This window comes from Nostoc sp. C057 (genome assembly GCF_013393925.1).
In the GTDB taxonomy this organism is placed as follows: Bacteria; Cyanobacteriota; Cyanobacteriia; order Cyanobacteriales; family Nostocaceae; genus Nostoc; species Nostoc muscorum_A.
In genome coordinates, this window is record NZ_CP040281.1 from 2726834 (window position 1) to 2738959 (window position 12126).

The 12126-nt window shown below is 41.0% G+C and carries 11 protein-coding genes; 5 read left to right on the plus strand and 6 right to left on the minus strand.

Annotated features, from left to right (window positions below):
* Positions 1 to 95 precede the first annotated feature (95 nt).
* The gene (locus FD724_RS11880; protein WP_179072769.1) at positions 96 to 626 is read left to right on the plus strand and encodes a hypothetical protein; all 531 of its coding nucleotides are present in this window, start codon (positions 96 to 98) and stop codon (positions 624 to 626) included.
* Positions 627 to 1068: 442 nt separating this feature from the next.
* Here FD724_RS11880 and FD724_RS11885 read toward each other — a convergent pair whose 3' ends face one another.
* A complete protein-coding gene (locus tag FD724_RS11885) occupies positions 1069 to 2808 on the minus strand; it encodes an ABC transporter permease subunit (RefSeq protein WP_179072770.1) in 1740 nt (579 codons plus the stop codon).
* Between the two features lie 57 nt (positions 2809 to 2865).
* Positions 2866 to 4191 carry an AAA-associated domain-containing protein gene (locus FD724_RS11890; protein WP_179072771.1) on the minus strand — a complete coding sequence of 442 codons (1326 nt, stop codon included), beginning with the start codon at positions 4189 to 4191 and terminating at the stop codon, positions 2866 to 2868.
* Positions 4192 to 4808: 617 nt separating this feature from the next.
* Between FD724_RS11890 and FD724_RS11895 the strand changes: the two genes are divergently transcribed.
* Positions 4809 to 5177: a pentapeptide repeat-containing protein gene (locus FD724_RS11895; RefSeq protein ID WP_179072772.1), complete on the plus strand. Its 369-nt coding sequence runs from the start codon at positions 4809 to 4811 to the stop codon at positions 5175 to 5177.
* A 363-nt stretch (positions 5178 to 5540) separates the two neighbouring features.
* Here the strand turns inward: FD724_RS11895 and FD724_RS11900 are convergent, their stop codons facing one another.
* Positions 5541 to 6533, minus strand: a complete 993-nt coding sequence (locus FD724_RS11900) for a LysR substrate-binding domain-containing protein (protein ID WP_179072773.1) — start codon at positions 6531 to 6533, stop codon at positions 5541 to 5543.
* 207 nt (positions 6534 to 6740) lie between these two features.
* Here FD724_RS11900 and FD724_RS11905 point away from each other — a divergent pair, with 207 nt between their 5' ends.
* The 3 genes from FD724_RS11905 to FD724_RS11915 all read left to right on the plus strand — a co-directional run bounded on the left by FD724_RS11905 (position 6741) and on the right by FD724_RS11915 (position 9222).
* Positions 6741 to 7451 carry a cadmium resistance transporter gene (locus FD724_RS11905; RefSeq protein WP_114085342.1) on the plus strand — a complete coding sequence of 237 codons (711 nt, stop codon included), beginning with the start codon at positions 6741 to 6743 and terminating at the stop codon, positions 7449 to 7451.
* A 79-nt stretch (positions 7452 to 7530) separates the two neighbouring features.
* Positions 7531 to 8193, plus strand: a complete 663-nt coding sequence (locus FD724_RS11910) for a hypothetical protein (RefSeq protein WP_179072774.1) — start codon at positions 7531 to 7533, stop codon at positions 8191 to 8193.
* 471 nt (positions 8194 to 8664) lie between these two features.
* The gene (locus FD724_RS11915) at positions 8665 to 9222 is read left to right on the plus strand and encodes a YidH family protein (RefSeq protein WP_306297087.1); all 558 of its coding nucleotides are present in this window, start codon (positions 8665 to 8667) and stop codon (positions 9220 to 9222) included.
* 119 nt (positions 9223 to 9341) lie between these two features.
* Here FD724_RS11915 and FD724_RS11920 read toward each other — a convergent pair whose 3' ends face one another.
* The 3 genes from FD724_RS11920 to FD724_RS11930 form a co-directional block, all read right to left on the minus strand.
* Positions 9342 to 10064 carry a class I SAM-dependent methyltransferase gene (locus tag FD724_RS11920; protein ID WP_179072775.1) on the minus strand — a complete coding sequence of 241 codons (723 nt, stop codon included), beginning with the start codon at positions 10062 to 10064 and terminating at the stop codon, positions 9342 to 9344.
* Between the two features lie 161 nt (positions 10065 to 10225).
* A complete protein-coding gene (locus FD724_RS11925) occupies positions 10226 to 10930 on the minus strand; it encodes a mobilization protein (protein ID WP_179072776.1) in 705 nt (234 codons plus the stop codon).
* 385 nt (positions 10931 to 11315) lie between these two features.
* Complete coding sequence (locus FD724_RS11930; RefSeq protein ID WP_179072777.1) at positions 11316 to 12032, minus strand: pirin family protein; 717 nt, start codon at positions 12030 to 12032, stop codon at positions 11316 to 11318.
* Positions 12033 to 12126 lie beyond the last annotated feature (94 nt).

Consider the following 12126-nt stretch of genomic DNA (forward strand, 5'->3'; position numbering starts at 1 on the left):
AGTAATTTCACCTTTGTCAAATCATCAGCAACCATAGCCCGGAAAACGTGTCAGATTACTTGAATAAGTACCAAAAGTCTGACAGGAAGATACTAATGAGAATTTGGGCTACTACTGCTGTGCTAGCTTCCTCTTGGCTAATATCTGGGGTTATATGTTCTGAGCCAATCAACGCTACTTCTGTTTTGGTAGAAAATGCCATATCATCCCCTGCGCCAACAAATACAAAACAGATTACTGTTAGCAAAGCTGAGTTTGGGCTGAAGAGAGTTGACTCCAAAGGTAACGTTACCATTTTCCAGACAACAAGAGTACCACTTCAGCAGGGAAACGCCTACGGATGGCGGATTAAACTCAAAGACTACCAAGGTGAAGTAAAATGGCGCGAAGTATTGCGTTTACCAAAACCTCCAGAAACTTGGGGAACAGATCGCGGTGAAGACTTCTCAATGTCACCAGATGGGATGACATCTGTGACACGGCGTACACAGTCGGCTCCAGAGGGTGTAATTGAGAATTTTTGGACGATTACCCCTGGCGATCCGGTTGGTAAGCATAGGATAGAAGTCTATATTGATGACCGTTTGATTAGTACTTTCGATTTTGAAATTATCCCAGTGAAGTAAATGTAAGCTTTTCCACATTTAACTTGCATAAGTGGGGCGCTCATGTTGCCAATCCCACAGAGTTTGATTTAATTCGATTATGTGAATTAAGTGTTTTTCAGCTAAAAAGAAGAGGCTTGCTCTGAGAGGATGTTTTAAAAATCCTCTTATCGGTATCAAAAGTTCTAGATCCCTCTAAATCCCCCTTAAAAAGCAATACAGTTCAGTTAAGCATTTCTTTCTTCTCTTTGCGTCCTACCCTGCGGGAAGCCACTTCGTGTCTATGCGTCCTTCTCTAACGAGACGCTGCGCGATGGCGGTTCGTTAAAAAAATTGACTTTGACAAAGAGCTTTAGCCTTAACTGAACCGTATTGCCTTAAAAAGGGGGGCTTTGATTCCCGTTCCACCCTAACTCTAGGGCTGAAGCCCTGACTCTAGGGCTGAAGCCCTGACTACAAACCTTTAAACCAATAATTGATATTTCTCTTGAGCTAAATTGTAAAGAGGTCGCCAAACTAAACGATTGGTCAACACCACTAATAGAGACATAATCACTGTCGAAGCTAATAATAGTGAGAAATTGCCTGTCGCTGTGGCGTGAGAAATTGTTGCCCCTAATCCAGAAGTACTAATTACTCGCCCTTGAAATGTAACATACTCACTGACGATACTGGCATTCCAAGCGCCACCAACGGCGGTAATAATTCCTGTAATTAGGTAGGGGAAAATTGCAGGTAAAATTAAGGTTCGCCAACGTTGTAAACGTGAGAGTTTATACACCGAAGCTGCTTCGATCAGGTCTGAGGGAATCGACTGTGCCCCAGCAATAACATTAAAGAGGATATACCACATTGTTCCTAGCATCATCAGAGCGATCGCACCAATCTGCAAACCGCCGGCGATGCGGGTTAAACCTAGCAGCAGCACTGGAAATAAGGCTGTTGCTGGCACAGAAGCGGCGATTTGTACCAATGGTTGCAATACTTGAGCCAACCGTCGATTACGACCAATTGCTACTCCCACAGGTACAGTCCACAACAATGATAATATCAAAGCAATTATCACTCGCAATGCCGTTAACATAGCGCCCTTTATTACCTGTTGCCAATCATCCCAGCCTAGAGTCCGTAATAGTAGCACGGCTTCCCAAGTACCCCACAGGACAATTAAGCTGAAGCCACTAACAAATATCCAATTTAAAAAACTCGGCAAGTTGAGGTTGCCTTTGGCATTTATAGGTACTGAACGCACGGGAAACGACCGAATTAAACTGTCGTCTAAGGCTGTTTGTAATGGCTGAAAAACGCGATCGCTAATTGCGCGTAAAGTAGGCGATCGCCTGAAAGTATCCAATATCCAAGATTGGGGTGCATTTTCAGTTTCAATCATCTCTAACTTAAATCTTTCTGCCCAAGCAATCAGTGGCCGCCACACAAAAAAATCAGTTGCCACAATGATCGCAATCAGTAACCCCAAGCCCCAAAATATCGCTTTAAAGTCTCCTTTGTTGGCTGCTGTGCCTAAAAAAGAGCCTAATCCTGGTAAACGAAAATCTTGATTCCCCAAAGTAAATGACTCAATGGCAATTAAAAAAAACCAACCTCCAGCCACCGACATTACACTATTCCATACCAAACCAATCACACCAGATGGTAACTCTAATGTCCAAAAGCGTTGCCAAGGATTAAGCCGATAAACCCTTGATGCTTCTAGTAATTCTCGCGGAATACTTTGAAGAGATTGGTAAAAACTAAAAGTCATATTCCAGGTCATACCAGTAAAAATTAGCAAAATTGCTGCTAGTTCTACACCAATTCTCTGACCGGGAAACAGGGAAATCAAAGCTAGTACCACACCTGGTAAAAAAGACAATACTGGAATCGATTGCAGAATATCCAACATCGGAATTAAAATCCGTTCTGCCATTCGAGAGCGATAAGCAGTATAAGCATACAACAGGGTAAAAATTAGGGATAAAAAGTAAGCCAGTCCCATACGAATCAAAGTTTGGGCTGTATATCCTGGCAAAGCATTGATGTTTGTAGAAATTGTGAGTTCAGGTTCAAAAGTACCTGTAAATTTAGAAGCAGTTCTAATAATTGCCACAATGAAAGATAAAATTACCAGAATCAGCAATCCATCTTGCCAAGTCCAATTGCTACGTCCTAGAGTTTTATTAGCAGGAGTAAGAGGTCGAGTCATATAAGTAGAGAGTAGGGGCAGATCAGAGGAGAATAACAAATGACTAATGACAAATGACTAATGACTAACAACAACTTGCTCTAAAAATATTTGTCCTGATGGCTCATCGTAGCCGTATATTTCGGCATAACGACCCCAATCTACGACGGTTTTTAATTGTCGTTCGGCTTCTTCTGGGCTAAAGTGACTTTCTAGGATATCTAATACCAGTTCTTCTGGAATGCGTTGATTATTTTTAGCTTCCAGAAGACGGTAAATTTGCTGTACCAAGCGAATATTAGCTAAGAGTTGCGATCGCATGATTTGTTTGCGTTCATCAATACCACCATTGATAAATTCGTGTCCGACTGGCTTCAAGCTAATATCGCCTTCTGCAAGTTCTACAAAATCCATTAATTTTGCAGCTTCTACAATGGGTAAAATATCATCTACTTCTAATTGCAATTCTTGGGCCAGTCGATATAAGTCTTTTTCTTGACGATCTTCTAAAAGTTCCAAAAGACCGGCAATAGAACCAGTTCGCACAGATGGTAAAGATTGATATTTTGCTGGTGGTGTTGCAGGTTCTACAGAGGTAGTCGTTGTTAGCTCAATTTTTTCTAATTCGGGGTTGGTGATGATTGTATAAACTCGATCTACCAGGGCTTGAAAAGTTGGATGTTTGCGATCGCGGTAATGGGGTAAAGTCACAGGTAAGTCAGCCCGAATTCTTCCCGGATTGCGTCCAAGAACAATAATTCGATCCGCCATAATTACCGCTTCTTCAATCCCGTGGGTGACAATGAGAATAGCTTGGGTGGGTATGCGACGTTCTAACCATAAATCTAATAATTCAAACCGCAAGTTTTCTGCCGTTAGCACATCTAATGCCGAAAATGGCTCATCCATACATAACAGTTCTGGTTCTACAGCCAAAGCCCTAGCAAATCCAACTCGCTGACGCATTCCCCCAGAAAGTTCTTTGGGATAGGCATTTTCAAACCCATCCAAACCAATAATATCAATCATTCGTAGCGCCTTTTGCCGTCGAGAATCTGGCGCTTCTCCTTTTGCTTTTAAACCTAGTTCCACGTTTTCTAGTACAGTTAACCAAGGATAAAGGGCAAAACTTTGAAAAACAATTGCTACCCCAGGATTTAAACCAACTAGGGGACGGTTATGATATACGACTTCACCTTCACTGGGGGGAATTAACCCAGCAACTATCCGCATTAAAGTAGATTTGCCTGAACCGGAAGGCCCTAGCAATGCAACGATCTCCCCTGGACGTAACTCAAGATTGATATTTTCCAGGATGACAATCTGTTGGCCGTTGGGCTGCTGATAAGATTTGCTGACATTTTTTAGGACGATCAGCTGTTCGGTTGCTGTTTTAAAGACCATAACTCTTTTTGTAAGAAAATAATTAAATATAATCTCATGTTGAGGTTATTTTACAGTTAAAGCAGACTAAAAATATTTGATTCCGCAATTTGAATCGTAGTGTAGCCTAACGAATCGTTTGCATCGTCAGAAAATTAGCTACAAGATGGCTAAATTACCCGCTAATGCTAACAGGAGTCAGTAATCATAATTTGGAAAGTATTTAATATGATTGGTATATTTATTTCATAAAATGTTATCTTGATTGTTTGACAATTATGACTAAGGATTTATTACGATAAATCCATTAATTGCAGCAATATAATAATCGCATACCCGAATATTAAAAGAAAGAAATTACTATAACTTGTTCTATAGGAATCATATTTAATTTCTGAAAACATTCAGTACAACTGAAAGAAGCTTCTTGCCTATTGCCTCTTACCTCCTACACAAATAATTATGGCTACGCCACGCTGCGCGAGCAGAAATCAAAGCGGATTGCCATATTTAGATATGTGCATTTGAGTAACTTGGAGTAATTGCAGATATTAAATAAACAACCTCTATTATGGCAGTTACAATAGAAGCACCTTATATATTAGAGATATAAATCTGATTCTTGTTGGGTGGCGATCGTGAATATAGAGGAATTAAAAAGGCGTTTTGCCGCAGGGGAAAGATATTTTCCAGCCGTCAACTTGAGTAGGAACAGGCTGATTGGAGCCTATTTGCCTGGAATAAATCTATGGGGATCTGACTTGAGTGGAGCTAACCTAGCTAAAGCTAAACTCTGGGGAGCAGATTTGAGTAGAGCTAACTTAGCAAAAGCGAATTTGACTAGAGCTAATTTGAGCGGTGTCAAACTGAATGAAGCCAATCTCCGGGGAGCCAAACTCAACTATGCCAAGTTATATGGAGCGAATCTGACTGGCGCTTACTACGATGAAAGCACTCGGTTTTCTAGAGGTTTTGACCCCATTAGTAGAAATATGCGGAAGGTGTGAGTTCCACCAACCTCTCCCTGCTTTGAACTTTCGTTCAAGTTTGTCCCTCTCCGAGTCGGCTACGGTGTACATACAAGTCTTTAAGAGTTGCCCCACAAGCTTTTGATCCCCCCAACCCCCTTAAAAAAAAGGGGGCAAGAACCTCTCAAAGTCCTCCAATTTATCGGAGGATTTAGGAGGATCTACTACATTTTGGTTTTGTAGAGAGATGTGTTGTGTACACCGTAGCTCCGAGCCGGAGAGGGACAGTTTTGTAACTTAAAAACCGCAGAGACGCTGAGAGCGCAGAGGGAAAGAAAAGAGGAATAATTCCGATACAAAAGGATTTGATATTACTAGATGAGCAGTGGAAATGATGTTATTTCAAATAAGTGATGTTGATATATGTTGATGTGAGCCATCTGACATGGATGAGATCAACATTTGTTCAAAGACTTTGGAAAGAGCAGTTTGAAAACGCTGACGATGCTTGAGTTTGAAAAAAGGTCGAACTATTTCTGCGTAGGTGTAGCCCGTAGTCGGCATCGCACCGTTACCGTCTCTATTATCAATCACTCGAATTGCTCGTAGAGTTCCCAGTTGTATTTCTTTTTTTACCATCAACTCAGAAATTCCGATCGCACCAACACCATCTTCGATCGCTGCTTTTGTCATCTCTCCACTGTTGAATACTAAAATTACATCCAGTTCATTGAGATTGATTTCCCAATTTTGTAAGGCTTCCTCAAACCTTTGCTGGGTTCCAGAACCAGGTTCGCGCATCACCCAAGGGGTTTTAGTCAATTGACTTAAGTCAATTTCTCCCCACTCAAACCAAGGGTGTTTTCGACCTACAACTATTTGTAAGCGATCGCTGCCCACTATTTCATACTCTAGAGTATTCTGGAGTGCTGGCTTCACATCTCCTTCTACCAAACCTAAATCAAACTGTCCTGTGGCCGTTCCTAGACAAATCTCTTCTGTATTGGCAAGGCTACAGTTAATCTGAATACCGGGATATCGGCTCTTAAACTCACTAATCTTGCTTGGTAACCAGTAGTTACCAATTGTCAGACTTGATCCTAATTTCAATTCACCCCGTTGCAGATTGTTCAATTCTCGCAATCCCCGTTCAGTCAAGGAAACTTGATCGAGAATTTTCTGCGCTTCCACTTGCAGTAATTTACCCGCCTCAGCAATCTCGATATGGCGACCAATCCGATGGAACAGTTTCACACCATATTCTTGCTCTAAGTTGTGAATTGCTGCACTGACGGCAGGTTGTGTAATATAAAGCTCCTCTGCTGCGCGAGTAAAGTGTAAGTGCTGTGCCACAGCCATAAAGATTTTTAGCTGCTCAAGGGTCATTCCTGCCATTTATGGTATCCCTACAACTTGGTGTCAAAATTTTAATCACTTTCATTTATCATTTTGACAAACAAAAGCATTTGATTCTATCGTTTAGTTTCACTAAAGTATAAATCAAAGCTTTTTACTTAGTCATTTGCCATTAGTCATTTGTCGTTTGTAAATGGCCAATGATTAATGCCCAATTGCCAAGCATCAAAATAAGGACTTCCAAAAATGAGCGGTTTAGTAACTGCAATTACCACAGGGATCACGGCATTCACTGCCACCAACATCGATGATATTGTGATTCTGACGTTGCTTTTTTCACAAATAAATAAAACGTTCCGCAGTCGTCACATCCTTGCTGGTCAGTATCTCGGCTTTGCTGCACTGATTGTTGCTAGCCTTCCTGGGTTTTTCGGTGGACTAATTATACCGCAAGACTGGATTAGACTACTTGGTTTAATGCCAATAATCATTGGTGTGAGTGGTTTACTAAAACGCGAAGAGGATTCACCAGAGGAAGGTGCAGAAGAAACCGAGCCATCTTGTCCCTCTATAGTTAGGAGCTTTTTCTCTCCCCAAACTTGCAACGTCGCTGCGATCGCCTTTGCCAATGGTAGTGATAATATCAGCGTCTACGTACCTCTGTTCGCCAATTCGGAATTAGATAGTCTGCTGATTATACTCAGTGTATTCTTTTCGCTAGTGGGCGTATGGTGTTATACCGCTTATAAGTTGACTTACTTGCCTGCGATCGCACATTTTTTAACTGAAAATGGCAACACTTTTGTACCTTGTATCTTGATTGGTTTGGGCGTGTTTATTGTCACAGAAAACGTTACCTGGACTCTTTTATCTGTAGTTTCTAGTTATATATTCTCATTAATCTTAGGTTTCAATACTCAATCTTCGAGTGAAGAACAAGAAAAGTTAAGTATCTAGAAAGATGTGCATCATGAATTTTCTTACGAAAATGAATTTAAAACTACAAAATATCTTCCCCATCAACAGGAATCAAAACATGAAAGTCTGGAAATCTCTGCTAATTGTCTTAATGATTTTCGCTAATCTAGCCTTCGCTCAACCTTCTTTTGCTGATAGACCAAAATTTAGCAAAAATCCTGATTATATCGAAGTCACTAAAGCTCTTAACGAACTGTCTCAAACAAAAGATGCCCAAACTCAAGTTGAAGGTCTGACACCAGAAGAAATTCAAAAGAGAACCGAGGAATTAACACTGCAAAAATATGCTTTAGAGACGGGAATTAACTGGGGTAAATGCGAAAACCAAACAGGTAATACCATAGCAGTATACGGTAAAAGACCAAATGATGATGACAATGAAGATGCTATATACGACAATGGTTTGTATTTTCTAGCTAATGGTCAGTCCACTAAAGATAACTGGGATTGTGATGGCATCTATCTACCGAATGATATTAAGGTAGCAAACTTCACTTCTAGTCCGAATGGGCAAGGTGAAGAATTGACAGGGCCTGCGGCTCTGAAGATCCTTGATGGAACTCAGTTGGTGATTAAGAGCAATCCAGATACTGGTGCGATTGAATTAAATGTTCCGACTGTGAAAGTTATTAACAGCAATAAGGCTAACTGGTTTATCCCAGATATATCGCAGGCTATCATAGATACACGGGTTCCTAATGCACCTATTAAGAAGTCTTGAAATCTAACTGCATAGTCTATTTTTGAATCATTGTTCTCAACTTCAACAGAGTAACAGCCAAAATTAGAGAAAAAACCTGACTTAAAACTGGTGAAAAATCTCTCTGATTCTTGGCTGTTTTTTATGACATCTTATTACTTGTAACTGCTCTGTACCATCAATTACGAATTCTGAATTATCAAATAGAATTCAGAAATCAGGAGTCAGAATTCAGTTGGGTATTCTGTATGACTGGTGGATGAATAACTGGGTTTAAAAATCCCACCAAATCGTAGATTTGGTGGTCTTCAATCAGTCGTGAGTCTTAATCCCCAACTGATAGCGAAGCGTAAAGCCTTCGGCATGGCTTCGCTTAGAGTGAGTCATCGGTCGTCTTGATTCTGACTCCTGAATTCTGACTTCTGAATTCTTCTTCAATCAGTCAGGCTTGTTTTATTTCTATATCTGCATTAAAATATATTTTGAAAAAATATGTACAATCACAATAAGCATATTTCAGTAGCGCAACTATTGTGCTGGGTGCAAGTCATCTGGAAAGAGATTTCCTACTACCTCCGCATTTTTTTGAGAAGAGCCGCTTTGGGGATAAGGGTGTTATTGATGCAGTTAAAATTGAAATCCACAGAAGAAGATAAAAATCAAAAAAAGCCAGGACGACTCAATCCTTCTCGAATCCGAGATCACTTGGCAAATGAGCGTACCTACCTGGCTTGGATGCGGACAGGGATCGCTCTTTTAGGTTTTGGGGTTGTAATTGTGCGTTTGCGTGCCTTCCAAGTGCCTTTGATGCCCCGTCCCGGCAACGGCTGGAAGTTAGGTTTAGTCTTCTCATTGGTGGGTTTGATTACGGTGTGGCTCTCAACCAGTCACTATTTCGCTGTCCGTCGTGATATCGAAGAAGATACTTATGAACCGACAGACAGATGGGTGTTGCTTTTCAGTCTCGCTGTGATGATTCTCGGAACTGGGGTAATCTATTTTGTTTTTACAACTTCTTTAGATCCATTAAGTCCACTTATCCCTGAGTGATGATAAGTAGACATCTCCAAAAATGAAATATGCGTTATCCAGAAACCTTGTAGAGACGTAGCACTGCTACGTCTCTACATTCTTTTTTGTAGCAGTGCTATATCTGTAGCTACTTATTTTCAAAACCGCACTTTGTACATTTGGAATAATTCTCCTGGTTTTTGCGTGACTATTTTAGCGCCAGCCGCCTTAATAGCTTTTTCCCACTCAGCTACAGCCTCTAAAAACACCTCAGCCCCCAAATAGGTTTCTAGAACTGCCCAATCTTCTGCTAAAGGTTGTTCTGGGTTGAGGATGTCGAATACAAAATGTCCGCCTGGTTTTAACACTCGCTTAACTTCTGCTAGTACAGCATTCCAGTATTCGAGTGGAAAATAGCAGCTAAATCCTGTTGCGATCGCTAGGTCAAACTGCTCTGGTGAATAGTTTAACTGATGGGCTGCTCCTAACTCAACACCTTTGAACAGCTTAGAATTCAACTGTGGCCCACGAGAATTAAGGGTATCGCGTGCCACATTACTAATTTCTTGCCCATGAAAAAATGCTTGCCAATCCCGCCAAGGATAGATTAAAAAGCTGATACCACAGCCAATATCTAAACAGTGCTGGTTTTTTTGAGGTTGAGCAATTTCCCAAAAAGGGGAAGCAATTCTCCCGGCAAAACTACCTCCAATCCACTCACGGAATATCGGCATAGCCTGGACTTCGGTTGGAAGTTCAAAGGTTTCACGTTGATACTCTCGGTTAAAGCGATAGGCTATTTGGCCTAATCTTTCGTCCCAGTTGCTTGATTTGGCTGAAGTAAAGAGATTTTGGAACTGCGAATCAGACTTTTTGGACATTAGATTTTTGCTACTCTTTCTAAGAATTGTAGTCAAATTCGTTTTGCGATTACCTCCGGTGGGCGGGTACGCCATCGCATACCCATCGAATCTCCTGCTGGGGTTTGTCCTAAGTCATTGGTCATTAGTACCAATGACTAATGACCAATGACTAATGACTCCTATTCAACTTTTTCATACCAGATACCTACTTTCTCAAAAGCACCATAAGCAAGCTTGAGAAAATTCACTACTCTCTGTTTTCCAATTACCCCAAATTCTTTATACTCTCTAGCCTCTGCAAAAGTCAGGCGATTTTGGTCAATTATGTTTCTTTCTCTGTATGCTAACTTGGGAAAATCTATAACTTTTATCTGATATTTATTTACTGTGTTCTGAAAGTTGGAGTCTGACTCTAGATGCTCCCAATCATCACACAGCCCCAAATTCCTCACCAGAATATGAGGGATTTTTTCGCCGTAAGTATTCACTGACTGAGTAAACAGGTTGATGCTGTCGTATCCTCCTGTCGATACAAACCATTTACAAAACATTACTCCCTGCGAACTTCCTAGTTCAAGTAATTGATTAGATTCAATCCACCCCTGCACTGCTCTATGCGATTGTGCAGCTAAATTCACAATTACTGGCCTCTCTATGGCCCACTCAAATATTCTATCTGCCTTATTTGCTTGTCGTTCGTTCTCACTAAACACGGCATATTTACATATTTCCTTATATACCCCTGCCACATCTGGATTTGATCTATCTGTCTCCACTGGTACAAATGGGATTCTCTTATCCAGACAATACTGAATCATTGTCCTAGCAAAGAGAGATTTTCCTACCCCGCCTTTTTCACCATCTACAAAATGAATCGTCGGCATTACAGCCACCTCTAATAACTTATTAAAGCCTGATACATCTTTCCCAAAATAAGAACTTTTTGGCCGTTGCCGCCTAGTTGTTTTGGTGGTTTTATGAGAAAGTATAACCGTGATTTGGATATAGTTTTAATAATGCTTGCAAATCGGATACACTAACCATCTGAAGAAATTGCATTGGTGTAACACTAAAAATAATAGTACATTTTTACTATAAAAGGGATAGGTCAAAACTATTGTGAAAATTTTGACCTATCCCTAATTAAGGATTCCCAATGCAATGGCAAATCCGCGCCTCAATTGAGAAATTTTTCTCTAACAAACCATAGTAGGGTGGGCATTGTAATGCCCACCCTACAAGCTAGTTTTTCAGCAAACGGACTTAAGATTAACCCAAATCGAAAAGCAAGATTTCGCCGCCGATGTTGGTGCTAATTTCTAGCTGTTCTTCGCCATTGATTTGTACACCATCGCCGGCTCTGAGTTCTTCTCCATTTAAATCGACTATACCTTGGGCTACTTGTAACCAGGCATAGCGATCGCTTTTGACTTGATAATTAACAACATCACCTGCTTCTAAAACAGATGTGTATAACTCAACATCTTGGTGAATTGTCACAGCACCATCGCGCCCATCTTTAGAGGCAATTAAGCGGAGTTTACCGCGCTTTTCTTCGAGAGGAAAAGTTTTTTGCTCGTATCTTGGCGTTATTCCTTCTCGATCGGGAAGAATCCAGATTTGTAACAAGTGTAGTGGTTCAGTTGGTGAAGGATTAAATTCGCTGTGGCTGATTCCAGTTCCAGCGCTCATAATTTGGGCATCACCGGGGCGAATTACCGAACCAGTCCCCAAGCTGTCTTTATGCTCTACAGCACCTTCTAAGACATAAGTGAGGATTTCCATATCACGATGGCTGTGGGTAGGGAATCCGGCACCAGGGGCGATGCGATCATCGTTAATCACGCGCAGAGAGCGAAATCCCATACGGTTGGGATCGTAAAAACTACCGAAGGAAAATGTGTGATAGCTATCGAGCCAGCCCATTTTCGCGTGACCACGGGCATTGCGATCATGAATTAAGTGGGTAATTGTATTTTGAGACATAAATTTACCTCTTTGTTAATGAGTATTTAGTTAGGAACGACTCAATTTTGGATTTTAGATTTTAGACTTTCTTGCAGAACGCTACGCGATCGCT

Coding starts and splice junctions, on each gene's coding strand:
- FD724_RS11925 (WP_179072776.1), bottom strand. CDS start 10,930: ATGCCGACGATTCATTTTGTAGATGGTGAAAAAGGCGGGGTAGGAAAA.
- FD724_RS11905 (WP_114085342.1), top strand. CDS start 6,741: ATGAGCGGTTTAGTAACTGCAATTACCACAGGGATCACGGCATTCACT.
- FD724_RS11930 (WP_179072777.1), bottom strand. CDS start 12,032: ATGTCTCAAAATACAATTACCCACTTAATTCATGATCGCAATGCCCGT.
- FD724_RS11880 (WP_179072769.1), top strand. CDS start 96: ATGAGAATTTGGGCTACTACTGCTGTGCTAGCTTCCTCTTGGCTAATA.
- FD724_RS11890 (WP_179072771.1), bottom strand. CDS start 4,191: ATGGTCTTTAAAACAGCAACCGAACAGCTGATCGTCCTAAAAAATGTC.
- FD724_RS11885 (WP_179072770.1), bottom strand. CDS start 2,808: ATGACTCGACCTCTTACTCCTGCTAATAAAACTCTAGGACGTAGCAAT.
- FD724_RS11910 (WP_179072774.1), top strand. CDS start 7,531: ATGAAAGTCTGGAAATCTCTGCTAATTGTCTTAATGATTTTCGCTAAT.
- FD724_RS11915 (WP_306297087.1), top strand. CDS start 8,665: ATGTACAATCACAATAAGCATATTTCAGTAGCGCAACTATTGTGCTGG.
- FD724_RS11920 (WP_179072775.1), bottom strand. CDS start 10,064: ATGTCCAAAAAGTCTGATTCGCAGTTCCAAAATCTCTTTACTTCAGCC.
- FD724_RS11900 (WP_179072773.1), bottom strand. CDS start 6,533: ATGGCAGGAATGACCCTTGAGCAGCTAAAAATCTTTATGGCTGTGGCA.